The organism is Coprococcus comes ATCC 27758, assembly GCF_025149785.1.
Classification (GTDB): Bacteria; Bacillota; Clostridia; order Lachnospirales; family Lachnospiraceae; genus Allocoprococcus; species Allocoprococcus comes.
The window spans coordinates 1,060,153-1,085,495 of sequence record NZ_CP102277.1; the positions used below are offsets into that span (position 1 = coordinate 1,060,153).

General features: G+C 44.2%; 23 protein-coding genes. All 23 read left to right on the forward strand.

The window, feature by feature from the left end; genetic code table 11:
* The 23 genes from NQ556_RS05260 to hisS all read left to right on the forward strand — a co-directional run bounded on the left by NQ556_RS05260 (nucleotide 1) and on the right by hisS (nucleotide 25,334).
* The gene (locus NQ556_RS05260) at nucleotides 1-1,023 is read left to right on the forward strand and encodes an aminoglycoside phosphotransferase family protein (RefSeq protein ID WP_195368012.1); all 1,023 of its coding nucleotides are present in this window, start codon (nucleotides 1-3) and stop codon (nucleotides 1,021-1,023) included.
* A 104-nt stretch (nucleotides 1,024-1,127) separates the two neighbouring features.
* Nucleotides 1,128-1,676, forward strand: coding sequence for a stage V sporulation protein T (spoVT, locus tag NQ556_RS05265; RefSeq protein WP_279381010.1), 549 nt, complete (start codon nucleotides 1,128-1,130; stop codon nucleotides 1,674-1,676).
* A 52-nt stretch (nucleotides 1,677-1,728) separates the two neighbouring features.
* On the forward strand, nucleotides 1,729-2,100 hold the full coding sequence (locus NQ556_RS05270) for a TIGR04086 family membrane protein (protein WP_008369690.1): 372 nt from the start codon (nucleotides 1,729-1,731) through the stop codon (nucleotides 2,098-2,100).
* Between the two features lie 161 nt (nucleotides 2,101-2,261).
* Nucleotides 2,262-3,848: a histidine kinase N-terminal 7TM domain-containing protein gene (locus NQ556_RS05275; protein WP_243426638.1), complete on the forward strand. Its 1,587-nt coding sequence runs from the start codon at nucleotides 2,262-2,264 to the stop codon at nucleotides 3,846-3,848.
* Between the two features lie 31 nt (nucleotides 3,849-3,879).
* A complete protein-coding gene (locus NQ556_RS05280; RefSeq protein ID WP_008369682.1) occupies nucleotides 3,880-4,824 on the forward strand; it encodes a sensor histidine kinase in 945 nt (314 codons plus the stop codon).
* Nucleotides 4,825-4,837: 13 nt separating this feature from the next.
* Nucleotides 4,838-5,479 carry a response regulator transcription factor gene (locus NQ556_RS05285; protein ID WP_008369680.1) on the forward strand — a complete coding sequence of 214 codons (642 nt, stop codon included), beginning with the start codon at nucleotides 4,838-4,840 and terminating at the stop codon, nucleotides 5,477-5,479.
* 193 nt (nucleotides 5,480-5,672) lie between these two features.
* Nucleotides 5,673-6,056: a hypothetical protein gene (locus tag NQ556_RS05290; RefSeq protein WP_008369677.1), complete on the forward strand. Its 384-nt coding sequence runs from the start codon at nucleotides 5,673-5,675 to the stop codon at nucleotides 6,054-6,056.
* Nucleotides 6,057-6,122: 66 nt separating this feature from the next.
* The gene (locus NQ556_RS05295; protein ID WP_008369676.1) at nucleotides 6,123-7,244 is read left to right on the forward strand and encodes a hypothetical protein; all 1,122 of its coding nucleotides are present in this window, start codon (nucleotides 6,123-6,125) and stop codon (nucleotides 7,242-7,244) included.
* A gap of 69 nt (nucleotides 7,245-7,313) precedes the next feature.
* The gene (locus tag NQ556_RS05300) at nucleotides 7,314-8,762 is read left to right on the forward strand and encodes an SPFH domain-containing protein (protein ID WP_008369674.1); all 1,449 of its coding nucleotides are present in this window, start codon (nucleotides 7,314-7,316) and stop codon (nucleotides 8,760-8,762) included.
* A gap of 23 nt (nucleotides 8,763-8,785) precedes the next feature.
* Nucleotides 8,786-9,268: a DUF3592 domain-containing protein gene (locus NQ556_RS05305; RefSeq protein WP_008369672.1), complete on the forward strand. Its 483-nt coding sequence runs from the start codon at nucleotides 8,786-8,788 to the stop codon at nucleotides 9,266-9,268.
* A gap of 48 nt (nucleotides 9,269-9,316) precedes the next feature.
* Nucleotides 9,317-9,781 carry a hypothetical protein gene (locus NQ556_RS05310; RefSeq protein ID WP_008369670.1) on the forward strand — a complete coding sequence of 155 codons (465 nt, stop codon included), beginning with the start codon at nucleotides 9,317-9,319 and terminating at the stop codon, nucleotides 9,779-9,781.
* Between the two features lie 37 nt (nucleotides 9,782-9,818).
* Complete coding sequence (locus NQ556_RS05315) at nucleotides 9,819-11,126, forward strand: zinc ribbon domain-containing protein (RefSeq protein WP_008369668.1); 1,308 nt, start codon at nucleotides 9,819-9,821, stop codon at nucleotides 11,124-11,126.
* Between the two features lie 160 nt (nucleotides 11,127-11,286).
* Nucleotides 11,287-12,381, forward strand: coding sequence for a TFIIB-type zinc ribbon-containing protein (locus tag NQ556_RS05320; RefSeq protein WP_008369663.1), 1,095 nt, complete (start codon nucleotides 11,287-11,289; stop codon nucleotides 12,379-12,381).
* A gap of 11 nt (nucleotides 12,382-12,392) precedes the next feature.
* Entirely contained in the window at nucleotides 12,393-13,211 is an 819-nt protein-coding gene (locus NQ556_RS05325; protein WP_008369661.1) for a TPM domain-containing protein, read from the forward strand.
* 107 nt (nucleotides 13,212-13,318) lie between these two features.
* Nucleotides 13,319-13,462, forward strand: a complete 144-nt coding sequence (gene scfA, locus NQ556_RS05330; protein WP_008369659.1) for a six-cysteine ranthipeptide SCIFF — start codon at nucleotides 13,319-13,321, stop codon at nucleotides 13,460-13,462.
* Between the two features lie 115 nt (nucleotides 13,463-13,577).
* A complete protein-coding gene (scfB, locus tag NQ556_RS05335; protein ID WP_008369657.1) occupies nucleotides 13,578-14,975 on the forward strand; it encodes a thioether cross-link-forming SCIFF peptide maturase in 1,398 nt (465 codons plus the stop codon).
* 15 nt (nucleotides 14,976-14,990) lie between these two features.
* Nucleotides 14,991-17,156: a protein translocase subunit SecDF gene (locus NQ556_RS05340; RefSeq protein WP_008369655.1), complete on the forward strand. Its 2,166-nt coding sequence runs from the start codon at nucleotides 14,991-14,993 to the stop codon at nucleotides 17,154-17,156.
* 79 nt (nucleotides 17,157-17,235) lie between these two features.
* On the forward strand, nucleotides 17,236-18,996 hold the full coding sequence (gene recJ / locus NQ556_RS05345) for a single-stranded-DNA-specific exonuclease RecJ (RefSeq protein ID WP_055156785.1): 1,761 nt from the start codon (nucleotides 17,236-17,238) through the stop codon (nucleotides 18,994-18,996).
* A gap of 71 nt (nucleotides 18,997-19,067) precedes the next feature.
* Nucleotides 19,068-19,592: an adenine phosphoribosyltransferase gene (locus NQ556_RS05350; protein ID WP_008369651.1), complete on the forward strand. Its 525-nt coding sequence runs from the start codon at nucleotides 19,068-19,070 to the stop codon at nucleotides 19,590-19,592.
* A 19-nt stretch (nucleotides 19,593-19,611) separates the two neighbouring features.
* Entirely contained in the window at nucleotides 19,612-21,936 is a 2,325-nt protein-coding gene (locus NQ556_RS05355; RefSeq protein WP_008369648.1) for a RelA/SpoT family protein, read from the forward strand.
* A 6-nt stretch (nucleotides 21,937-21,942) separates the two neighbouring features.
* Complete coding sequence (locus tag NQ556_RS05360) at nucleotides 21,943-22,566, forward strand: MBL fold metallo-hydrolase (RefSeq protein WP_008369645.1); 624 nt, start codon at nucleotides 21,943-21,945, stop codon at nucleotides 22,564-22,566.
* Between the two features lie 12 nt (nucleotides 22,567-22,578).
* On the forward strand, nucleotides 22,579-24,078 hold the full coding sequence (hemZ, locus tag NQ556_RS05365; RefSeq protein WP_173685101.1) for a coproporphyrinogen dehydrogenase HemZ: 1,500 nt from the start codon (nucleotides 22,579-22,581) through the stop codon (nucleotides 24,076-24,078).
* The gene (gene hisS, locus NQ556_RS05370) at nucleotides 24,063-25,334 is read left to right on the forward strand and encodes a histidine--tRNA ligase (RefSeq protein WP_204575873.1); all 1,272 of its coding nucleotides are present in this window, start codon (nucleotides 24,063-24,065) and stop codon (nucleotides 25,332-25,334) included. Before hemZ ends, hisS begins: the two co-directional genes overlap by 16 nt.
* The last annotated feature ends 9 nt before the right edge of the window (nucleotides 25,335-25,343 follow it).

Consider the following 25,343-nt stretch of genomic DNA (forward strand, 5'->3'; position numbering starts at 1 on the left):
ATGGAAAGAATTCAGGGATTAAAAGAATATGTACAGACAGAACATTATCTGGAAGGAATCGGAATCGGGAAAGAAGAGCAGAAGGAAATTCAGATTACCTATCAGCCACTGGCACAGGGCGAATATAATATCAACTACTGGTTCGTACACCCACTGACCGGAAAGAAACTGGTGCTTCGTGTCAATACAGGAAGCCAGATGCATCTGGAAAATCAGATTGAATACGAATATCATGCATTGGAGCTTCTGGCAGATTCAGGACGGACGCCAGTGCCGGTTTTTGTAGATGGAAGTAAGAAGGAACTGCCGTATGGTGTGATGGTTATGGAGTTTCTGGAAGGGAGTGCACTGGATTATCGGAAGAATCTGATGGAAGCGGCAGAATGTCTTGCGGATATCCACAGTGTTCCGGTAAAAGAAACGGATGGACTGATATCGCCATCGAATCCACTGCAGGCGATTCTGGATGAATGTAATCAGATGGTGCAGACATACTACGAGTCTGATCTGGGAGAAGAAAAGAAAAAAGTACAGATCCGGCGTCTTCTGGAGCTGGGACAGGAGAAGATCAATGAGATCCGGGATTATAGTGGATACAGATGCTGTATTAACACAGAGCTGAATTCAGGAAATTTCCTGATGAATGGCGCAGGAAAAGACAATTATCTGGTTGACTGGGAAAAGCCGCTTTATGGTGATCCGGTTCAGGATCTGGGGCATTTCCTTGCACCGACGACAACTTTCTGGAAAACAGATTTGATTCTGACAGAAGAAGAGATGGCTGATTTTACAAGAAAATATATCCAGGCGGTAAATGGCAGATTTGATGTGAGTGGAATCGAAGAACGTCTGAACATTTTTATTCCGATCACGTGTCTCAGGGGAATTACATGGTGTGCAATGGCGTGGGTAGAATATCAGGAGCCGGGAAGACTGATCCGCAACGAAGAAACATTTAAAAAGATGGAAGACTATTTAAACCGGGATTTTCTGGATATGATCGAAGAAAGATATTATAAATAAAGATTTCAGGGATACGGAGTAATAAAATTCTGCGTTTTTCCACATACTACCCATATCGAATAAAATATGGAAAATATGTGGAACACAGGAGGAATAGAATCAATATGAAAGCTACAGGAATTGTCCGCCGGATCGATGATCTTGGCAGAATTGTCGTTCCGAAGGAAATCAGGCGCACGCTACGTATCCGTGAGGGTGATGCACTTGAAATTTTCACCGACCGGGAAGGAGAAATCATTCTCAAAAAATACTCACCGCTTGGGGAAATGGGAAATTTTGCAGACCAATATGCGGAAAGTCTGGCACAGACGCTTGGATATCTGGTGTGTATCACAGATACAGATCAGGTGATCGCAGCAGCAGGACCGGGGAAGAAAGAATTTCAGGAACAGCTGATCACAAGACAGCTTGCGGAAGTGATCGCAAGAAGGGAGCAGTTTCTGGCATCCTCTATGGATCGGAAGTTCACGGTCATCGTGTCGGGACAGAATGCAGAACTGAAATGGCAGGTGATAAGTCCGATCATCTGCGCCGGAGATGCGATCGGTTCTGTCGTGATCCTGGCAAAGGACGGCAGGAAAAAACCCGGTGAGTTGGAACAGAAGATGATACTCTGCGCAGCAGGATTTCTGGGACGACAGATGGAACAGTAAAGGAATATTTCATAAGAATCTCTCATAGTATAAAAGGACAGGAGGGGTTCTTATGGAAAAAAAGCTGTTTGGAAATATCTGTTTTACAAGACTTGTGAAAGCACTGATGCTTTCTTACTTTCTTACGATGCTGATGCTGCTCGGGCTGTCTTTTGGACTGTATAAGTTTGACTTAAGCGAGAAAACAGTCCGGATCGGGATCCTTGCGGTTTACATAATTTCCACATTTGCCGGTGGATTTGCCATGGGAAAAATGGGGAAGACAAGGAAATTCCTGAGGGGATTTATGCTTGGAATGCTCTATTTTCTGCTACTGCTTGCAATTTCAGCAGGGATCTACCGGAGCGTGCAGGGTGGAATGCAGATGATGATCGCCTGGATCCTCTGTGGAGCAGGCGGAATGCTCGGTGGTATGGTGTCCTGAAGGGGCGGAGATGTAATTTTTGCGTTGACGGTATCAAGGGATATGGGCGATACTTTTATTTTTTAATCCGGGGGAAGCAGTTGCGCCAAAAGGAAGCTTATACTATACTATAGGTGATAAAAATGCCCGGAGGTGATGAGCCGGGCGAGAGGGAGGAACTCGTGAAAAGGAACACCAGACAGCTTTATTTGATGTTTTTTGTTTTTGCGATAATCATAGCAGCATATTCCTGCCGGCTGCTGGCATGGTTTGATATAGGAGGGAACTATCCAAGCTATGTGCGTGCCGCATTGTATTTATTATTATTTGTCTTGTGGGGGTATTCTCTGGATCAGCGGATTATTCAGAAACCGGTGCTGCACTGTCTTCGCTTGATGGATGTTCTGATGCTTATCTGGTTGACTTTGCGTACTTTGAAATATGAGGTGGTTACAGATCTGACCGTGGCACGTTATTTGTGGTATCTTTATTACCTGCCGATTCTTTTTATTCCGCTGCTTGGTGCATATACTGCAATTTTTCTGGGAAAATCCGAAGATTATCAGCTTTCCAGAAAAAGCTGGTTGTTATCGCTGATTCCGACAGCATTGTTTCTGGCTGTTATCACAAATGATTTCCACCAGCAAGTATTTTCGTTTGCGAGCGGAATTCCGGGGGTGCCGGATAACAAAGTCTTTTTCCATCGTCCGCTTTATTTTGTGAGTGTTGGATGGACGATAGGCTGTGTATTTTTTTCAGTATTTCAGCTGCTGAAAAAAACAAGGCTTCCAAGTATTGGAAAGCGGAGAATGATGCCTTTTGTTTTGAGCTGCGTGATGCTCTTGTATGGAGCACTTTATCTTTTGGGATTTCAGGTCATCCGTGATGTTTTTGGAGATATGAATGTAATGTTTTGTCTCTTTTATGCTGCAATATACGAAAGCTGTATCCATTGCCGTATGATACAGTCAAACACAGGGTATGTCGAGTTATATGAGGCGACAACGCTTGCCTCCTGCATTGCAGATCAAAATGGGCGGATTTTGCTTCGTTCCCGCACAGCAGGAGAGGATATGGTATGTCCAAAAGATGGGAAGAGTATCGTTTATCCGGATGGAATGCGCATCTCTTCGGCACCGATTAAAGATGGTTTTGTCATCTGGGGAGATAACTTGCAGCACCTTACCAAGCTTCGCAAGCAGCTTGATGAGAATAAAAGAAAAAGAGAGAATAACAAAAAGAAATTAAAGGATGCTTATCTTGTGCAGAAGGAGCTATACGAACTAACGGAAAAGAACCGTATTTATGATGAACTGGAAGAAAAACACAAAACCCAGACGAGGAGGATAAAGGAACTTCTTGAACAGTGTAAGAATGCAAAACCTGAGGTAATGCAGGCGTGTATGAAAGAGATTCTGTTGCTCGGTACTTATATCAAGCGAAGTGCGAATCTGTATTTTCTTTCTCAGGAATACGAAAAGCTTCCAAAGCAGGAACTCAGGCTGACGATCGATGAACTGGTACGTGCAATGAATTCCTGCAAAATTGAATGTGGTGCGGTCTATTTAACCACAAAACCGATAGCATCAAAAGAGGTTGTGCGTTTGTTCGAACTGCTAAAAACGGTAACGGAAATGACGATAAATGAGCTGCATTCGCTGTTTATTTCTGTGTCCGATCAGGAGATGAATCTGTCTGTAGAATGTGCGGCTGATTTGTCCCCAATTATCTCTTCTGAGGTAACGGCCGACAGGGAGGATGGATTGTGACTGATACGTACAGCAATAGGAGGAGAGGATAATGCGTAGGTTGAGGCGCTTTGGGTTTAATCGTATCAAGGAAGGATTTGACCAGCTTCCTACGGCGATCTGCTTTTTTGACAGCAGAGGAAGTATTGTTCTTTGCAACAGGCAGATGTATCGTCTGAGTCATTATTTATTTGAAAGTGATATGCAGTATCTCGGTGAAGTTGAGCGGGCACTTGCGACCCCCCCGGAAGGAATTCTGCAGCTTTCGAATATGGAGGGTACCTATCGTTTTCCGGATAATACCATATGGCAGTTTGAGAAAACAGAAGTAACGGATCGATATGGAGAAACCTATATCCAGCTTACAGCTGCGGATGTTACGGAATTGTGTCATGTGCTCGGACTGCTTTTTGTGGAAAATAAGAGGCTTGCCGAGGATGAAGAACATCTGCAAAGGTTATCTGAAAATGTGGAGAAGATTGCCCGGGAGAAAGAACTTTTGACGGCAAAATCTGCTATGCATGATAATCTTGCAGCCAGTATTATTGTAATGAAGCAGTATCTTTCCGGAGATTTCGGCGGGATCGATGTGGAAACAGTTTTGCGGGAATGGGAGAAGAATATTGTTTTTCGGGAGGTCGAACATTTATCAGAAAAAGAGAAATTGTTTGCCAGTGCAAGAAGCAGTGGTGTCCTTGTGCAGATAGAAGGAAAGGAACCACCGGGAAAAGCAGCAGAGATGATGTATGCTGCTATGCAGGTATGTCTGAATAATGCCCTTCAATATGCGAGAGCGACAGAACTGGAGGCAAATGTTTTTGAAAATGAAACCGGCTATACCGTGATGATCTATAACAACGGACAGCCTCCGGAAAGAGAAATCCGGGAAGGCGGAGGACTTACCAATCTGCGTCACCGGATTGAAACGGAAGGCGGAAGGATGCTCGTACAGAGTTTTCCGGAGTTTGCTCTGGTAATAGAAATTCCTAAGATTTAACACGTAGGGAGGAATGAAAGTGAAAAAAATACTAATTGTTGAAGATCAGATGCTTGCCCGTAAGTATTTGTGCTCTTGCATAGAAAAAAGCACAGAATGTGAAGTGGCATCTGCCCTGACCCGGGCAGATGCAGCATTGCAGAGATGTGGTGAGGGGCATATTGACCTGGTGGTGATGGATATTTGTACAGAAAATGATTCGGATGGATTAGATGCGGCTGAAGCAATCAAAAAATACTATCCACGGATCAAGATCGTAATGGTGACCTCCATGTTAGAAGGACGATTTCTGGATCGTGCAAGGAAAATAGGAGCGGACAGCTTCTGGTATAAGGATTCTCCTTTCGGTGATCTTATTAGCGTGATCGAAGGGACACTTGCAGGTAAAAATTTCTGGCCGGACAAGGTGCCGGCTGTGCAGCTTGGAAAAGCACTTTCCTGTGACCTTTCCGATCAGGAAATGGAAACCTTACGTTTGTTGTGTGAAGGGAAGACGAATGCCGAGATTGCGGCTAAGCTTCATGTGGCAGAATCATCGGTTCGTACCTATATCAACCGGATGTTAGAGAAAACAGGATACACAAACCGCAATCGCCTGATGGTTGCGGCGGTAAGCAAACGCCTGGTCGTACCAAGTAGTCAGCTCGACGTATAAGAAGAAAATAAAATAGGATTTAGATGTGAAAATTGCTCTGCTTTTTATTAGGTAGAGCGATTTTTTTGTGTAAAATGCTTATTTGTCCACATTTATGAGGACAGACAGAGCTATTTTTCTCTGTTAGACTAAAGAAAAAAAGAAATATAGCAGACACATCGGATATATCGCTGAAAGAAAGGAGGATGGTTCGATGCGAAAAATAGTGGTTGATATGCAGAATTTTCTGTTTGCGGATTCCGTAGCGACTGCCTTCAAAAAATCGGATTATGAGATTGATGTAGTCCGTACGGAGTCTCCAAAAGATACGGTTGAACTTTGTAAGCTTTATAAACCGTTTGTTCTTATCATGGAGGTGACGGGCTATACTCCGTGGAAGCTTTGCGAGAGAATGAAGCTTCGGGATGAAGTAAAGAGGGTGTGTCCTGACTGTAAAATTGCTTTCATCGTGGATTCCAATACAGAAAAACAGGCGGCAAAAGACATTCGGGATGCGAAGAAAAACGGTCTTATCGACCAGTTCTTCTATGGATCCATGACTGCTGAATATCTGATGGATCAGATTTATGCGATGTAAGGAAATGGAAGAACCACCGAGAAGAAACTGCGTATATATCCGACTGACAGAAAGAAGAAAAGAGAGGTGAAAAAAGCTGTTTTCACAAACAGTTATAATGCGAAGAAAGCAGTAGCTCCGGTACAGAAGAAGGCTCCGGACGATAAAATGAAATCTCCTAAGACCGGTAACGACAGCCTGATGGTTATCTGGACTACAATGATTCTTGCCGTTTTGGAGAAAGAAAAAAGGTTCAGTCTTTACAAGGAGAAATGTAATATGAAGAAAATATCATTACTGTTTTGTTTGATAATCCTGCAGGCCGGCTTATTATGCGGATGCAGACTGCCTCATAAGAGCAGTCCGCAAAAGCCTGTGGAAGGCGAGAATAAAAGCGGTCTTGTGAAAGTACAGGATGATAAAAAAGAAGAAAAGAAGGAAGAAAAAGAGGAGACGGGGAAGACAGAAATCGTCGAGACGGAAGATACGGAACTGGCATTTCTCAGAAAGCAGATCAATCAAAACGGCTGTGGTGCAGGAGTTGCACTTTTCGGGTATGTGGACAGTGAATTTACAATGACAGATCTTTCATTTTACCTGGAATTTCATCATTTAACAAAAGAGTATCCGTTTTTGTCAGAGGCAGCCTGTTACATGGCGGATGGGCAGGAACTGTATGCCATCGTTCCGCCAAATGGAAAAGGCAGAGTGACCGTCTATCCTTCTGATATCACGGAAAATGGTGAATATGCAGATGATAAGAGTCATCCGTTATTTGAAGGAAAACCGGGAGAGGCGCTTGTGCTACGTTGTAATTTCAGTGAGATCTATTCCAATGTACTGGTTTCGGTGACAGATGGTGGCGATGCCATAGATTTCCACCCGTCGATTTCATTAATGGACGGCCATCTGGCGGAACTTGCCGGAGTATATGATTTCTCAGTCTATGAGGAAACACCGGATGAACGTTCGGTTGAAATCGCAACAGAGATCCTGCTGGAGTATGGAGAGGTCAGGCAGGGACTGGAAAATGGAATGAAGCTTATGTATACAGGAGAATCAGAGATCATAAACGGAGGCAGCTGTATGCTTTTTGTATTAGGAACTGATAATGGAGAACAGTTTGTGCAGGAACAGCTTTACGGCGTTTGTGATAATCTCATTTATATTTATGATGTTTTTACAGACACATGGAATGCCGCATATTAAACCGTGTTCTTCCGGTGTAACCGGATAACATAGAGGAAGATCATTTCAAAAAGGAAAGGAGAAAATATTATGGGACTTATTAAAGCAGGTATGGGTGCTCTTGGAGGTACTTTTGCAGATCAATGGAAGGAATTTTTCTACTGTGAATCGATGCCAAAGGAGGTACTCGTTACAAAAGGACAAAAACGTGTCACCGGACGTTCAGCGAACACCAAAGGAAATGACAATATTATCTCGAACGGCTCTGGAATTGCTGTAGCAGACGGACAGTGTATGATCATCGTAGAACAGGGCAAGGTCGTAGAAGTCTGTGCAGAACCGGGAGAATTTACTTATGATACTTCTTCCGAACCGTCTATTTTTGCAGGCAGCCTTGGAGAGAGTATCAAAGAAACCTTTAAAACCGTAGGAAAACGTTTTACTTACGGAGGAGATACCGGAAAGGATCAGAGAATCTATTATTTTAATACCAAGGAGATTCTGGAAAATCGCTTCGGAACGCCGAATCCGGTTCCGTTCCGTGTTGTGGATTCCAAGATCGGACTTGATATCGACGTATCGATCCGCTGTTCAGGTGTCTATTCTTACAAGATTGCCGATCCGCTTTTGTTCTACTCTAATGTTTGCGGAAATGTGGAGCAGGAATACTCCAGAGAGGAACTGGATGCTACTCTTAAGACAGAGTTTATCTCTGCTCTTCAGCCGGCATTCGGACATTTGTCTGAACTGGAGCTTCGTCCGAATCAGATCGTGACACATAATACAGATCTTGAAAATGCGATGAATACGGCACTCTCAGAAAAATGGGGTGCACTTCGAGGATTGAAGGTTGTAAGTATTGCACTTGGATCTGTGACTCTTCCGGATGAAGATGCAGAACTGATCAAACAGGCTCAGCGTACAGCAATCATGCGTGATCCTACAATGGCCGCAGCAACGCTGGTCGGAGCACAGGCTGATGCAATGAAGACTGCAGCCGGTAATCAGGCCGGTGCAATGACAGGCTTCATGGGCATGGGCATGGCAATGAATCAGGGCGGCGGTATGAACGCACAGAATTTATTTGCAATGGGTCAGCAACAGCAGGAGCAACAGGCACAGCAGATGGCGGCGCAGCAGGCTGCACAACAAGCCGTTCAGCAGCCGGCAACGCAGGCAGACGGATGGAAGTGCAGCTGCGGAAACTTTGTTACCGGCAAGTTCTGTCCGGAATGCGGAAGCAAGAAACCGGAACCACAGCCGGCACCGGGTGCATGGAAATGTAAATGCGGAGCCACAGCAACCGGTAAGTTCTGTCCGGAATGCGGATCACCAAAACCGGTAGAGGAAGAAGGATGGACCTGTTCTTGCGGTTCAGTGAATAAAGGAAAATTCTGCCAGAACTGTGGAGCAAAGAAACCGGAAGGCGCACCGCTTTACCGTTGTGATAAATGTGGATGGGAACCGGAAGACCCGACACACCCACCGAAATTCTGTCCGGAATGTGGCGACATCTTTGACGAGAACGACAGACAGTAATTCGAGAGAGAGGAGGGAATTCTATGTTTAGACTCCCATCAGAAAAAGAGGAACATAAGACCACAATCGGTGCTTTGATTTTAAGTATCTTCATTATTATCGCAGGAATCGGCGGCATGATATATACGAAGCATGAAAGCAGTGAGTTTAAGAATTCCACGGATGTTCGAACGCTTCATGCAACCGTTTACAGTTGTGAACAAACGAAAGAAAAAGATGATAAGGGAGACCGAAAAGAAAAATATAAAGTAAGGTTTACTTATGAAATCGATGGAACGACATATGATGATTTTGATACTTACTATAAAGAAATCAGGAAAGGGGATACTGTACTGATCACTGTTTACCGGAACTCTAAAGGAAAATACAAATTGGAACCGGGACCAACTCCGATTTACTTCCTTGCATTTGCTGCAATGATTCCGCTAGGTCTCATTGGTTTTGTCGCACTAAGTAAAGATCTTATCAAGTATCACCGGGAAGAAAAAGAAGGTAGAAGACTGTAAGTATTGGAAGGAAAATGATGAAGTAAAAGATAGGAAGGAGGGGGTTGCGTGAAGGTACTTTCAGATAAAGCACAAAATAAGGTGATATGTGTATTCTTACTGATTGGTTCGATTGGGCTCGTTGTATATGGAGTTACTCATATTTTTTCCAGTATAGAATATAAACTATCTTCCGATGTTCGTCAGGTAACCGCCGTTGTAAAAGATTATCAGATAAGTGTTAAGACTGATGAAGATGGCGATGAAGATGTAAAGTATCACGCAATTCTGTCCTTTGAAGTGGATGGAAAAACCTATACAGGAAAAGATGTATTTTCCAGAGATATATCCCGGGGGGATGAAGTGACAGAGAAGGCTTACCGGGCTTTGAATGGAGAATACAAGCTTTACACAGGCGATATAGGTGATAACATTACCTCCGTTATGATGATCCCGGCGGGAATCATTATCTCCATATTCCTGATCTATGAAATATTTGGTAAGAGCAAAGAGAAGGAACAAGAGGAACAATAGGTCAACCAGATAGAATGATAGATGAGGAGGGATAAATATGGGATTGTCAGAGGCGATGCTGTTTGCGTTTGCAGCTACCATAATCTGTGTGTTTGCCATTGCTGAGAAAATCATTGACATAGACTTTGAACAGTTTATGCCAAAGAATTTGAAAAAAGCAAAAATGAAAAGAATTCTTGCAAAGCGTGAAACACCGTTGCAAGGGGCAAGGCTTCAGAAGGATATCAAAGATTCCTTTGAAAACGTATTACTTCCACTTGGAAAAGCAGATAAGGGTTATCTTCCAAAGAGAATGGATCTTACATTTCGCAGAAAGATGGTTCATCAGGTGGAACTGCTGGGAAAGCGTAAGCTTTGCCGAGATATCCAGGTGACGGACGTTGTACCACTTCCAAAAAATAATTTCAAAAGATGGAATGATGACGGACGGGAGTGGAGGGAGTCTATCCTGCAATGTAGTTCTTTGGAACGTCTTATTTTTCCTCAATCTGGTAAGACAGTGCATCAGATCTATCGGAAAAACAGTTACCTTCGGATCCTTCAGTCAAGGCATATCCGTCATTCTGACCGTCAGGGTAAGAACAAGGAATTTTATTCCGATAAAGGGACGATCATCTGTCCATCCTGTGGAGCTGAGGTGGAACTGAGCAGTCAACAAGTCATCTGTCCATATTGTGGCGGTGTGATACAAAGTGAATTCTACGATTGGCAGACAGAGGTATTCGAAATTTATGAGAAAATGGGTGCGAACATGCAATACGGACTATTATTGCTTGCTTACTCGGGCATCATGTTCCTGTGTCTGACCTTGTGCCTTTACCTGATCAAAGACACGGATATTTCTCTTACCATAGGTGTAATTGCTACACTGCTTATACTTCTGGGAATTGCGAAAATTTTTCAATCCAAGGAAGAGAAACAGGAAAAGCTGCCGAAGGAGATCGTCAGATACTCGGAAAATTATCTGAGATCCTGCATCAATGATGCACTTTATAAGGATGTAAACAAGCCGGATCTGATGGATTATGGAATCGGATCGATCATACTTAAAAATGTTGTAAATACAGACAAAACAACAGAAATCACCGCTACGGCATATGGAAGTGAAACCTACCTGCCTGAGAGTGGAAAACCGTATACAAAGAAAACAAAAACGACACTCGTTTTGCAGAGGGCGAGATATCCAGAAAGAAGGAAGACGGACGGATCATTTTTCAAGGAAAAAGATTGCCCATCCTGTGGAGCCAATTTCATACCGGATGAACACAATTGTTGTTCCTTCTGTGGTTACAGCTTCCAGGTAGACAATGCCAAATGGGTCGTAAAAGCAACAGGAGAATCATAAACAAGAAAAGAAAATGTCCGGAAATCCGGTATTGGCTGAAAGGAGGATGAATTATGCAAACAAATGTGCAATCTATGGCGACCGTACAGAGTGGATCCGGAGAGCGGACGAAGCACTTGCGGAATTTGATCGACAGGCGCATTAAGAGAGGAGGATTTTTATGGCAGGCTTGCAGGAATATAAATGTCCCTGCTGTGGCGGTGCGATAGCCTTTGACAGTACGATCCAGAAGATGAAGTGTCCGTATTGCGACACAGAGTTCGAAATGGACGCATTGAAGGGATATGATGCCGAACTGCAGGACGAAGAAACAGACAGCATGGAATGGGAAACCGCAGCAGGCGGTGAATGGGGAGAAGGAGAAACGGATGGTCTGCGTACTTATGTGTGTAAATCCTGTGGAGGAGAAATTGTAGGTGACGCAAATACAGCGGCAACATCCTGCCCATTCTGTGATAATCCAATCGTTATGATGGGACAATTCTCCGGCTCCCTGAAACCGGATCTGGTCATTCCGTTTAAACTGGATAAAAAAGCAGCAAAAGAAGGGCTCATGAAGCATCTTACAGGAAAACGTCTTCTGCCGAAGATTTTTAAGGATCAGAACCATATTGACGAGATCAAAGGAGTCTATGTACCGTTCTGGCTATTTGATACCGATGTAGACGCTAAGGTCCGTTATAAGGCAACCAAGATCCGTACTTGGAGTGACAGTGATTACAATTATACCCAGACCAGTTATTATATGGTGCACAGAGGCGGAAGTGTTGGATTTGAATACGTTCCGGTAGATGGCTCTACAAAAATGGCGGATGATCTGATGGAATCCATCGAACCGTTTAACTGTAGGGAGGCAGTGGATTTCCAGACGGCTTATCTTGCCGGTTACCTGGCAGATAAGTATGATGTGACTGCAGAAGAAAGCATTGACCGGGCGAATGAGCGTGTGAAAAAATCTACGGAGCAGGCATTTGCCGAAACAGTCATTGGTTACGATACTGTAGTAGCTGAAAATACCAGTGTACAGTTCCATGGCGGAAAAGCCAAGTATGCTTTATATCCGGTGTGGCTTTTAAATACCACATGGAATGGTAACAAATATACATTTGCAATGAACGGACAGACCGGAAAATTCGTCGGCGACCTGCCGGTAGATAAGGCGGCAGCAACCCGTTGGACACTGGTACTGGCAGGTGCGTTCACTGCATTAACATACGGTGCAGCAACACTTCTGCACTTTCTCGGACTGTTTTAGGGGGTGACGGAATGAAAAAGAAAATAATATCACTTCTGCTTGTTCTGGCCCTTTGCCTGGGGATGACGTTTTCGGTTTCAGCCGAAGATGCAGAAGGATTTGCAAATGATTATTGTCGTGTGCAGGACATGGCGGGACTTATGACGGATAGTGAGGAAGCAAAATTAAATGACATACTTGATGAACTGAGTATCCGACAGAAAATGGATGTTGTCGTTGTGACAACAAATACGCTGGATGAAAAAACGGTGCAAGAATACGCCGATGATATTTATGATTACGGAAACTTCGGATATGGACAGGATAAGGATGGAATCCTTCTTCTCATTAGTCTGGGAGAAGAGAATGACTGTTATATTTCAACCTGTGGTTACGGAATCACAGCTTTTACCGATGCAGGGATCAAATACATTTCAAAAGAAATGACGAGTGATCTGAAGGATGAAAATTATTTTTCGGCATTTCAGACTTTTTCAGAGCTGTGTGACGAATTCATTACACAGGCAAGAAACGGAAAGCCGTATGACAGGAAAAGTCTTCCAAAGGAGCCATTATCCCCAATCTGGATTTTGATCTCCCTTGGGGTAGGAGTTGTTCTGTCACTTATCATTGTCGGCAGGATGAAGGCACAGCTTAAAACAGTGCGTTTCCAGTCAGCGGCAGGCAGCTATGTAAAAGACGATAGTCTGGATATTACAGAAAGCAGAGATATGTTCCTTTATGAAACGACTTCGAAAACGGCGAAAGAAAAGAAGAGCTCTTCCGGCGGCAGCAGTACACATACTTCTTCATCAGGAAGAACCCACGGTGGCGGAGGCAGCAAATTCTAGGGAAAATACCTCCTGTCATTGGTTTTAGATTGGATTTTTGCGTTGACGGTAAGCTGGAAAATGTGCTATACTGTATCACATAATGAGCAAAGAAGGAGGATATTACAATGAAACACATTAAAACATTGAATACACAGACTCTGAACAATACAGTAAAGAAGGGCGGATGCGGAGAATGCCAGACATCCTGTCAGTCAGCATGCAAGACTTCTTGTACAGTAGGAAATCAGACTTGCGAACACAGCAAATAAGAGATATTTGTAAGTGTAGTGAATAAGTATGACAAGCAGGCAGCGGCTTTAAAGCCGCTGTCATTTGACGTATGAGGAAAAATTTGAAAAATAAGGATAGAAAGGGGTACCGGTTGTGATTCATCAGTACCAGAACAATGGATATAATATTGTACTTGATGTCAACAGCGGATGCGTTCATGTAGTGGACGAGCCGGGGTACGAAGTTATTGCATGTCTGAACCGTATGAACGAGAATCAGACAGTGCAGACGCTGAAAGAAGAAAGTACATGGAACCAGCTGAAAGATGAGCTGGAAGGGAAATATTCCGAAGAAGAACTTAGAGATATATTGGATGATGTGACAGAGCTGACTGCAAACGGACAGCTTTTTGTTGTTGATACATATGAACCTTTTATCGGGGAGGTTATCAAGCGTAAGACGGTTGTGAAGGCACTCTGCCTGCATATCGCACACGACTGCAATCTTGCCTGCAAATACTGTTTTGCAGAAGAAGGAGAGTATCACGGAAGAAGAGCACTTATGACTTATGAAGTTGGTAAGAAAGCCCTGGATTTCCTGATCGCCAATTCCGGAACAAGAAGAAATCTGGAAGTTGATTTCTTTGGCGGGGAGCCGCTGATGAACTGGCAGGTTGTCAAAGACCTGGTGGCATACGGAAGAGAGCAGGAAAAGCTTCATGATAAGCATTTCCGCTTTACAGTAACTACGAACGGAGTGCTTCTGAATGATGAGATTCAGGAGTTTATCAATAAAGAGATGGATAACGTGGTCATCAGCCTTGACGGACGTAAAGAAGTCAATGACAGAATGCGTCCGTTCAGAAATGGAAAGGGAAGCTATGATCTGATCGTACCGAAGTTCCAGAAGCTTGCTGATTCACGTAATCAGGAGCGCTACTATATCCGCGGAACATTTACCAGAAACAATCTGGATTTTTCAGAGGATGTAAAGCATTTTGCAGAGCTTGGCTTCAAGCAGATGTCGATCGAACCGGTTGTCGGGGATGAATCTGATCCGTATGCAATCCGTGAAGAAGATCTTCCGCAGATCTTTGATGAGTATGACAAGCTTGCAAGATATATCATTGAGAAAGACAAAAAGGGAGAAGGATTCAATTTCTTCCACTTTATGATCGACCTGGAAGGAGGACCTTGTCTGTACAAACGTCTGTCCGGATGTGGTTCGGGAACAGAATACCTTGCTGTTACTCCATGGGGAGATTTCTATCCGTGTCATCAGTTTGTAGGTGATGAAAATTTCCTGATGGGAAATGTAAACGAAGGAATTACAAGACCGGAGATCGCGGATGAGTTCCGTTGCTGCAATGTATATACCAAAGAAAAATGCAAGAAATGTTTTGCAAGATTCTACTGCAGTGGCGGGTGTATGGCAAACGCATACAAGTATGCAGACGGATTAAATGATTCTTATAATCTGGGCTGTGAGATGGAACGTAAGCGCGTAGAATGCGCGATTATGATAAAGGCTGCAATGGCAGACGAAAACTAAGAAAGGGACTTGGACATGAAGAAGAGTAAAGGAATAGTAAGCCTTGTTCTGATTGCTGCACTTTTAGGACTTCTTGGATTTACCTGCTGGCAGGGATTTGGTTCCTCCCACACAGGTTCTGCAAGAAATATCAATCTTGGTCTTGACCTTGCAGGTGGTGTCAGCATCACTTATCAGGCAAAAGACAAGAATCCTTCAGCAGAAGATATGAAGGATACGATCTACAAGTTACAGAAGCGTGTAGAGCAGTACAGTACGGAAGCAAGTGTATATCAGGAAGGGGACGACCGGATCAACATCGAGATCCCAGGTGTATCCGATGCCAATAAAGTTCTGGAAGAACTCGGCAAACCAGGATCACTGGTATTTCAGGATGCAGATGGCAACACCGTTCTTGAAGGAACAGATGTTAAAAATGCAGAGGCCCAGACGCAGGAAAACTCTACGACTAAGAATAAAGAATATGTTGTAGCTCTGCAGCTTACCAAAGAAGGAACAACCAAATTTGCAGAAGCAACAGCAGCAAATGTAGGAAAACAGATTTCCATTATTTATGATGGACAGACAATCAGTTCACCAAGAGTTAATCAGGCAATCGAAGGCGGAGAAGCCGTTATCACAGGGATGTCAAGCTATGAAGAAGCAGACAATCTTGCAGCTACCATCCGAATCGGTGGACTTTCTCTGGAACTGGAAGAACTTCGCTCTAATGTAGTAGCTGCACAGCTCGGAGAAGAAGCAATCAGCACAAGCTTAATGGCTGGTGCCATCGGACTTGCCATCATCTTCGTATTTATGTGCTTCGTATATCTGATTCCGGGACTTGCAGCAGGTCTAGCACTTCTGATCTATACAGGACTGATCCTGGTGCTTTTAAATGCATTTAATATCACGCTTACCCTTCCGGGTATTGCAGGTATCATCCTTGGAATCGGTATGGCAGTCGATGCCAACGTTATCATTTTCGCCCGTGTGCGTGAAGAAGTGACAACAGGTATCAGTATTAAGACTTCCCTGAAGAATGGTTTCCACAAAGCACTGTCTGCGATCGTTGACGGTAACGTAACAACTCTGATCGCTGCAGCTATTCTCTGGTTCAAGGGTTCAGGTTCTGTAAAAGGATTTGCACAGACACTGGCACTTGGTATTGTTGTGTCAATGTTTACGGCACTTGTTATTACCAGGATCATCATTTTCTCTCTGTATGCGATTGGTCTTCGTGATGTGAAATTTTATGCGAAGAAATTCAAAAAAGAAAGAAAAGTTATCGACTTTCTCGGAAAGAAAGCCATTTTCTTTGCAATATCAATTGCTGTGATCGCAGCAGGTTTTGTAACAATGGGAGTCCAGTCGGGAAAAGGTGAAGGTGCGCTGAACTACAGCCTGGAATTCAAGGGCGGTACGGCTACAACCGTAACATTTGATAAAGATTACTCGATCAAAGAGATTGATTCAAAGATCGTTCCGGTTGTAGAAGATGTGACTGGAGATCACAATGTACAGGCACAGAAAGTAAAAGACAGCAATCAGATCATCATCAAGACACAGACGCTGAATCTTGACGAAAGAGAAGCACTTAACAATGCGCTTGCTGATAAATTTGGTGTAGACACATCGACAATTACAGCAGAAAATATCAGTTCTACGGTAAGCTCCGAGATGAGACAGGATGCGATCATTGCAGTTATCATTTCAGCGATCTGTATGCTGATCTATATCTGGTTCCGGTTCAAAGATGTACGTTTCGCATCAAGTGCGGTTCTTGCTCTTTTACACGATTTGTTATTTGTGCTTACATTCTATGCACTTGCAAGAACATCTGTCGGTAATACATTTATCGCATGTATGCTGACAATCCTTGGATATTCTATCAATGCGACGATCGTTATTTTCGACCGTATCCGTGAAGAGCTTCGGGTCATGAAGAGAAACGATGATCTGAAAGCGCTTGTAAACAGAAGTATCACTTATACACTGACAAGAAGTATTTACACAACATTTACTACATTTGTCATGGTAGCGGTTCTTTATATCATGGGTGTAAGCTCTATTAAAGAATTTGCAGCACCTCTTATGGTTGGTATTGCAGGTGGCGGATATTCATCTGTATGTATCACCGGTGCATTATGGTATGTAATGAAAACAAAAATCGGCGGCAAAAAAGCAGCGAAAAAGAAATAACTGACAGAAAATGAGGTGTCGGAGGAGAATCCTCCGGCATCTTTGTATTATCTGACTATCAAAGAAAGGAAAAGAGAAAATGGAGAACTGGGTACTTCTGAGAAAAGGAGCGGATTTTCAGCATATCAGTGAGAAATTCCATATCAGTCCGCGAGTGGCTTCCCTGATAAGAAACCGGGATGTGATCGGGGATGATGCGATCGAGAAATATTTAAACGGTACGATCGCCGATCTGTACGATGGAATGCTGATGAAGGATATGGACAAGGCAGTAGCGGTTCTTGGAGAAAAGATAAAAGAAAATGCAAAAATCAGGATCATCGGAGACTATGATATTGATGGAATCCAGTCGACCTATATTCTTCTGGAGGGATTCCGGATGCTCGGAGCTGATGTGGACAGTGACATTCCGGATCGTATGAAGGACGGGTATGGTCTGAACCGGAACCTGATCGACCGGGCGCTGGAGGCCGACGTGGATACGATCGTTACCTGTGATAACGGGATTGCGGCGGCAGAGGAGATCGCCTATGCAAAAAGTATGGGAATGACGATTGTGGTGACGGATCATCATGAGGTCCCGTATACGGAAATTGGTGCGGGACGAAGATATATTCTGCCGGAGGCAGATGCGGTTGTGGATCCGAAGCAGGAGGACTGTACTTATCCGTTCAAAGGGCTGTGCGGGGCTGCGGTTGCTTACAAGCTGGTGGAGGCTCTGATGGAAGCCATGGGAAAAGATGCGGAAGATGCAGACTATCTGATGGAAAATGTGGCAATCGCAACGATCGGTGATGTTATGGATCTGGTGGACGAAAACCGTATTTTCGTTAAACAGGGACTGGATATGCTGAAACGGACGGAGAATCTGGGACTGAAGGCGCTGATGGGATGTACTGGTGTGAATGTAGATAAGCTGTCTCCGTATCACATTGGATTTGTGATCGGTCCGTGTATGAATGCCAGTGGAAGACTGGATACAGCAAAGCGTGCCCTGGAGCTTCTGGAGGCAAAGAAAGTGGCGGAGGCGGATCTGCTGGCAGGTGATCTGAAAGCACTCAATGACAGCCGGAAGGATATGACGGCGCAGGCGGTAGAAGAGGCGTTTATCCAGGTGGAGAACAGTGAACTTAAGGATGCAGACGTGCTGGTGGTCTACCTGCCGGAATGTCATGAAAGCCTTGCCGGGATCGTGGCAGGAAGGATCCGGGAAAAATATTACCGTCCGGTCTTTGTGCTGACGAAGGGCGCGGAAGGTTTAAAGGGCTCAGGAAGATCGATCGAGACCTGGCACATGTATGAAGGACTGAACCGGGTAAAGCATCTGTTGTCAAAATTTGGCGGGCATAAGATGGCGGCAGGTCTCTCCATGCCGGAGGAGAATCTGGAACAGTTCCGTAAGGAGATTAACGAAAAATCCGGGATCACACCAGAGGATCTGAATGAAAAGATTGCCATAGATATGCAGCTCCCGTTTGAATGTGTCAATGAAAAATTTATCGGAGAGCTTGCGGTTCTGGAACCATTTGGCAAAGGAAATGCACGTCCGGTCTTTGCAGAAAGACAGGTACAGGTGGAAAGTGCGAGAATCCTTGGCAAGAATAAAAATGTGCTGAAGTTGCAGGTGAAGGATCTTCACGGTACAAGGATGGATGCCATGTATTTTGGAGATGTGAATACCTTTGTGGAATATGTGCGTGAAAAATTTGGAGATATTGCCTGTGAGTGTCTGCTGCGCGGACATGGGCATGGAATTGTTATGGCATTTACCTATTATCCTGATATCAATGAGTATCAGGGAGTCCGTACGCCACAGATTGTGATCCAAAATTATAAATAATTTGAAAAACAGCAATTTTATGCTATACTAATAGATATTGCATATATTTGTAGGTAAGGTGGAGAAGAAAGATGAAAAAACTTGAAGAATATGTTGTCAGCATTCCGGATTATCCGGAAAAAGGAATTATTTTCAGAGATGTAACCAGCATTCTTGAAGATCCGGAAGGGCTTCAGCTTTCCATTCGGGAACTGCAGGATAGGCTTGAAGGCATGGATTTCAACATCGTGATCGGACCGGAGTCCAGAGGATTTATTTTTGGAATGCCGATTGCATATAATCTGCAAAAAGCATTTGTGCCGATTCGTAAAAAAGGAAAGCTTCCTTGCGAGACAGCATCGATCAAGTATGATTTGGAATATGGAAGTGCAGAGATCGAGATCCACAAGCGTTCGATCAAACCGGGAGACAAGGTTGTGATCGTAGATGACCTGATGGCAACAGGCGGTACGGCAGAAGCAATGATCAAACTGATCGAAGGACTTGGCGGTGAGGTTGTAGAAGTTCTCTGCCTGATCGAACTGATGGGATTAAAAGGACGGGAAAAACTGAAAGGATACAAAGTAGATTCCGTAATCCAGTATCCGGGAAACTAATGAGAAAGAAGGGAAGGCTATGGCAGACGATATCGGAATCCAGCAGGAGATGCTGATCGAACCAACACATAAAAAACTGGAGATCGTAGATGGTCATGCGGTAAAGGATGTGGAAGATTATCAGAATCCGGAACTGCTCTATAAAAGTCTGATCGAGCGAGTCAGAAAGTACCATCCTTCGGCGGACGTCTCTATGATCGAAAAAGCATATCACATTGCAAGAGATGCGCACAAAGGGCAGACACGGAAATCCGGAGAAGAGTATATTATCCATCCTCTGTGGGTAGGAATCATTCTGGCACAACTGGAGATGGACAAAGAGACGATCGTTGCCGGCATCCTTCATGATGTGGTAGAAGACACGGTGATGACGGACGAAGAAATCCGTCAGGAATTCGGAGATGAGGTGGCTCTTCTGGTAGACGGTGTCACAAAGCTGGGACAGCTTTCCTATTCAGCGGATAAGTTGGAGGTCCAGGCTGAGAATCTTCGTAAGATGTTCCTTGCGATGGCAAAAGATATCCGTGTTATCATCATCAAGCTTGCCGACCGTCTGCACAATATGCGTACCCTGCAGTATATGCGACCGGAGAAGCAGTTGGAAAAAGCAAAAGAAACCATGGATATCTATGCTCCGATCGCACAACGGCTTGGTATTTCCAAGATCAAGACAGAGCTTGATGATCTGGCACTCAAATATTCCCAGCCGGAGGTTTTTAACGATCTGGTAAAGCAGATCAATGCAAGAAAAACGGAAAGGGAAGAATTTGTCCAGCAGATCGTGGATGAGGTTTCCACGCATATGAAGAATGCGAACATTGATGCAGAAGTGAACGGACGTGTGAAGCATTTCTTCAGCATTTATAAGAAGATGGTGAACCAGGATAAGACGGTGGATCAGATCTATGATCTGTTTGCAGTACGTATTATCGTAGATTCTGTAAAAGACTGTTATGCGGCGCTTGGAGTTATCCATGAGATGTATACACCGGTACCGGGACGTTTTAAAGATTATATCGCAATGCCGAAGGCAAATATGTACCAGTCTCTGCATACGACTCTGATGAGTTCGATCGGTCAGCCGTTTGAGATCCAGATCCGTACAAAAGAGATGCATAAAACTGCTGAATACGGTATTGCGGCACACTGGAAATATAAAGAGTCTGAAGATGGAAAGAAGAGCGTTGAAGCGAAGGAAGAAGAGAAACTGAGCTGGCTTCGTCAGATCCTGGAATGGCAGCGAGACATGTCAGACAACCGGGAATTTCTTAATCTTCTGAAAGGAGACCTGGATCTATTTGCAGAGGATGTATACTGCTTTACACCGAACGGAGATGTCAAGAACCTGCCGAACGGTTCTACGCCGGTTGACTTTGCCTATGCGATCCATACTGCGGTTGGCAACAAGATGGTAGGTGCCAGAGTCAATGGCAAGCTGGTCAATATCGATTACAAGATCCAGAACGGGGATCGAATCGAGATCTTGACTTCGCAGAACTCCAAAGGACCGAGCCGTGACTGGCTGAGTATCGTCAAGAGTACCCAGGCGAAGAACAAGATCAACCAGTGGTTTAAGAAAGAATTCAAAGAAGAAAATATTGTACGTGGTAAGGAAATGCTCGCCACGTACTGTAAGGCAAAAGGATTTGTACTCTCGGATCTGATGAAACCGAAATATATGCAGATTGTGCAGGAAAAGTACGGCTTTAAGGACTGGGATTCGATCCTTGCAGCACTTGGACATGGCGGATTGAAGGAAGGGCAGATCGTCAACCGTCTTGCAGAAGAATACAGTAAGGATCACCGAAAAGAACTGACCGACGAAAGTGTTCTGGAAAAGGTTGCGGAAGCGGCAAAGAACAAGGTGCATATCACCAGATCCAAGAGTGGTATCGTGGTCAAGGGAATCAACGATATGGCAGTGCGTTTTTCCAGATGCTGCAATCCGGTGCCGGGAGATGAGATCGTTGGCTTTATCACCCGCGGACGCGGAATGTCGATCCACCGGACGGACTGTGTCAATATCATTCATCTGTCAGAAGCGGAAAGAGCGCGTCTGATCCCGGCAGAATGGGAAAAACCGGAGGAAGGTACAGATACCGGAAGCTATCTGGCTGAGATTAAGATGTATGCGAATGACAGGCAGGGACTTCTGATGGATATGTCTAAGGTGTTCACGGAGATGAATATTGATGTGAAGTCTATGAATGTAAGAACCAGCAAACAGGGAACAGCAACAATCGAAGCCGGATTTATTGTCCGGGGAAGAGAGGAGCTTGGAAAAGTGATCGGAAAGCTCCGGCAGATCGTCGGCGTGCTGGATATAGAACGAGCAGTGGGGTAAAAAGAAATGAAAATCGAAAAATTTGTAACAGGAATTATCAGTACCAATTGTTACATTGTTACTAATGAAGAAACAAAAGAGACCGTGATCGTTGATCCGGCAAACCTGTCAAAAGCGATGATCGGTTATATCGAAGAGGAAGAGCTTGTAATTAAGGCAATTCTTCTGACTCATGCGCATTTTGATCATATCATGGGAATCGATAAAGTGATCGACCGGTATGGAGAAATGCCGGTTTACGTAGAAGAATCTGATCTGGAGCTTCTTCACACACCGTCTATGAATGAGTCAACGGTATATACAAATGGCTATAGCTACCCGGGTGGAGACGTGATCCATGATGGAGATGTGCTTCATCTGATCGGAGAAGATTTCCGGGTGATTCATACACCGGGACATACCCAGGGCGGCGTATGCTACTATGTAGAAAAAGAGGGAGTACTTTTCAGTGGAGATACATTGTTCTGTTGTTCAGTCGGAAGAAGTGATTTTGCAACCAGCAGCACTTCTGCACTGATTCGTTCGATCAAGGAAAAGCTGTTCCTGCTTCCGGATGAAACAAAGGTATTCCCGGGACATATGGGCGCAACAACGATTGGCAACGAAAAAGTGAACAACCCGTATGTATAGAGGAGCAGAGAAATGATTCGGATCAGCTGTAAGAATGAACGTTTCACCTACGACATGTATCATATCGTAAAGTCATTTCTTCCTGATGCCGAGATCAGCCAGAAGGTAGATCCAGAACAGGAACTTCTGATCGAGATGACCGCAGAAGAGGAACCAGATCTGGAAGAGCAGGCATGTGATAAAAAGGTCCGGTGGACCTTTTTTCATTGCAGGGAGGCTGAAATCGCAGACATCAGCGAAAAAAGAGAACAAAAGCGTTATATCAATAAAAAATTATATCAGACCCTGGTCAAAAAGACCGGAGAAGAACATGCATGGGGGAATATGACAGGTGTCCGCCCCACAAAGATGATCATGGAAAGACTGGAAGAAGGTTCTTCTGAGGAAGAAATCATCCGGTATATGCATGATACCTATGTGGTAAGCGAGAAAAAAGCAATGCTAGGTATCGAGATTGCAAAGCGGGAAAAAGCCCAGCTTGACAAGCTGGATTATGAAAATGGATACAGTCTTTATATCGGAATTCCGTTCTGCCCGACAACCTGCAGTTACTGCTCCTTTACTTCTTATCCGGTTGCAAAATGGCAGGACCGGATGGATGAATATGTAGATGCACTTTTAAAAGAGCTTGCATTCATTGCAGAGGTTTCAAAAGAAAAGCATCTTAATGCGATTTATATGGGAGGCGGTACGCCGACAACCCTGAGTGCACAGCAGATGGATCGGGTTTTGAGTTTCCTGGAAGAACATTTTTCCTTTGAACATCTGAAAGAATATACGATCGAAGCCGGAAGACCGGACAGTATTACTGAGGACAAGCTGCGAGTGATCCGAAAGCATGGAGTTGGCAGAATTTCCATCAATCCACAGACCATGCAGCAGAAGACACTGGATGTGATCGGAAGACGTCACACAGTGGAAGATGTAGTCCGCATTTTCCATCTGGCAAGAGAACTGGGATTCGACAATATCAATATGGATCTGATCGCAGGTCTTCCGGGAGAACATCCGGAGGAGATGGAAGATACTCTTCGTCAGATCAAAGAGCTTGCACCGGATAGTTTGACGGTCCATGCACTTGCAATGAAACATGGTTCGAGACTGACACGCGAACGGGCTGCAAGCGCAGAAAAACAAAATTACAAACAGATGGCAAGAGAGCTGGAAGAGATGATCGATATGGCACGTAAGGCGGCCGGTGAAATGGGACTTTATCCGTATTATCTCTACAGACAGAAAAATATTGCAGGAAATTTTGAAAATGTAGGTTACGCAAAGGTTGACAAAGCGGGAATTTACAATATACTGATTATGGAGGAAAAGCAGTCCATCGTTGCTGCCGGTGCAGGCGCATCGACTAAGGTGGTGCTTCCGTATGAGATTCCGGCGCCCGGAAGTAAAAACGGGCGGATGACGAATCTGATAAGAATAGAAAATGTCAGAGATGTGGGAGAATATATTTCCCGTATCGATGAGATGATAGAGCGAAAAGGAGAATGGTTATGGCATTAAAGAAAAAACCGGTTACCGGCATGAAAGACATGCTCCCGAAAGAAATGGAAATCAGAGATTATGTGATCCAGATGATCAAGGATACCTATAAGACATTTGGATTTACTTCCATAGAGACACCGTGTGTGGAACACATTGAGAACCTGTGCAGCAAACAGGGTGGCGACAATGAAAAACTGATCTTCAAGATTCTGAAGAGAGGGGAAAAACTGAAAATTGCTGAGGCAAAAGAAGAGATCGATCTGGTAGACGGAGGACTTCGTTATGACCTGACAGTTCCGCTTGCAAGATACTATGCAAATCATGCAAATGAACTGCCGTCACCGTTTAAGGCACTTCAGATTGGCAATGTATGGAGAGCAGACCGTCCACAAAGAGGACGTTTCCGTCAGTTCATGCAGTGCGATATCGATATTTTAGGTGAGCCGGGTAATCTTGCAGAGATCGAACTGATCCTTGCAACTACGACCATGCTTGGAAAGATGGATTTCCACAATTTTACGGTATGTATCAATGACCGTAATATCTTAAAGGCGATGGCTGCATTCAGTGGATTTAAGGAAGAAGATTTCGACGAAGTATTTATCATCCTTGATAAGATGGATAAGATCGGCAAAGAAGGCGTAGGTGAAGAACTGGTTGAGATGGGTTATACAAAAGAAAATGTAGATACTTATCTTGGACTCTTTGATGAGATCAACCCGGATGTTGATGGAATACGTTTCTGCAAAGAAAAGCTGGCAGGATTCCTTGATGAGAAGACAGCTGACAGCATGGAAATGATCATTTCCAGCGTAGAAAGTGCAAAAGAGGCAGATTTCAAAGTAAAATTTGATCCGACGCTGGTACGTGGACAATCTTACTATACAGGAACCATTTTTGAAGTAACGATGGATGAATTTGGCGGCTCTGTTGCAGGTGGCGGACGTTACGATAAGATGATCGGTAAATTCACAGGGCAGGACACACCGGCATGTGGATTCTCAATCGGATTTGAGCGTATTGTCATGCTGCTTCTGGAAAATGGATATGAGATTCCTTCCAAGCGCCAGAAAAAAGCATATCTTCTTGAAAAGAATATGCACAAGGAAGTCATCCTCAAAGTACTTGAGATGGCAAAAGCTGACCGCGCAGCCGGGAAACAGGTTCTGGTGGTCAATATGAAGAAAAACAAGAAATTCCAGAAGGATCAGCTGATCGCAGAAGGATATGAAGATATCACAGACTGCTACAAAGATTCCGTTATGGATTTATAAGGAAAGAGA

Excerpts from the sequence above, each read along its gene's own strand:
- NQ556_RS05360 (WP_008369645.1), top strand. The coding sequence starts at position 21,943 with ATGAAAATCGAAAAATTTGTAACAGGAATTATCAGTACCAATTGTTAC.
- NQ556_RS05355 (WP_008369648.1), top strand. The coding sequence starts at position 19,612 with ATGGCAGACGATATCGGAATCCAGCAGGAGATGCTGATCGAACCAACA.
- recJ (WP_055156785.1), top strand. The coding sequence starts at position 17,236 with ATGGAGAACTGGGTACTTCTGAGAAAAGGAGCGGATTTTCAGCATATC.
- NQ556_RS05260 (WP_195368012.1), top strand. The coding sequence starts at position 1 with ATGGAAAGAATTCAGGGATTAAAAGAATATGTACAGACAGAACATTAT.
- hemZ (WP_173685101.1), top strand. The coding sequence starts at position 22,579 with ATGATTCGGATCAGCTGTAAGAATGAACGTTTCACCTACGACATGTAT.
- NQ556_RS05285 (WP_008369680.1), top strand. The coding sequence starts at position 4,838 with ATGAAAGTGAAAAAAATACTAATTGTTGAAGATCAGATGCTTGCCCGT.
- NQ556_RS05305 (WP_008369672.1), top strand. The coding sequence starts at position 8,786 with ATGTTTAGACTCCCATCAGAAAAAGAGGAACATAAGACCACAATCGGT.
- hisS (WP_204575873.1), top strand. The coding sequence starts at position 24,063 with ATGGTTATGGCATTAAAGAAAAAACCGGTTACCGGCATGAAAGACATG.
- NQ556_RS05315 (WP_008369668.1), top strand. The coding sequence starts at position 9,819 with ATGGGATTGTCAGAGGCGATGCTGTTTGCGTTTGCAGCTACCATAATC.
- NQ556_RS05280 (WP_008369682.1), top strand. The coding sequence starts at position 3,880 with ATGCGTAGGTTGAGGCGCTTTGGGTTTAATCGTATCAAGGAAGGATTT.
- NQ556_RS05300 (WP_008369674.1), top strand. The coding sequence starts at position 7,314 with ATGGGACTTATTAAAGCAGGTATGGGTGCTCTTGGAGGTACTTTTGCA.
- NQ556_RS05340 (WP_008369655.1), top strand. The coding sequence starts at position 14,991 with ATGAAGAAGAGTAAAGGAATAGTAAGCCTTGTTCTGATTGCTGCACTT.
- NQ556_RS05320 (WP_008369663.1), top strand. The coding sequence starts at position 11,287 with ATGGCAGGCTTGCAGGAATATAAATGTCCCTGCTGTGGCGGTGCGATA.
- spoVT (WP_279381010.1), top strand. The coding sequence starts at position 1,128 with ATGAAAGCTACAGGAATTGTCCGCCGGATCGATGATCTTGGCAGAATT.
- NQ556_RS05350 (WP_008369651.1), top strand. The coding sequence starts at position 19,068 with ATGAAAAAACTTGAAGAATATGTTGTCAGCATTCCGGATTATCCGGAA.
- NQ556_RS05290 (WP_008369677.1), top strand. The coding sequence starts at position 5,673 with ATGCGAAAAATAGTGGTTGATATGCAGAATTTTCTGTTTGCGGATTCC.
- NQ556_RS05270 (WP_008369690.1), top strand. The coding sequence starts at position 1,729 with ATGGAAAAAAAGCTGTTTGGAAATATCTGTTTTACAAGACTTGTGAAA.
- NQ556_RS05325 (WP_008369661.1), top strand. The coding sequence starts at position 12,393 with ATGAAAAAGAAAATAATATCACTTCTGCTTGTTCTGGCCCTTTGCCTG.
- scfA (WP_008369659.1), top strand. The coding sequence starts at position 13,319 with ATGAAACACATTAAAACATTGAATACACAGACTCTGAACAATACAGTA.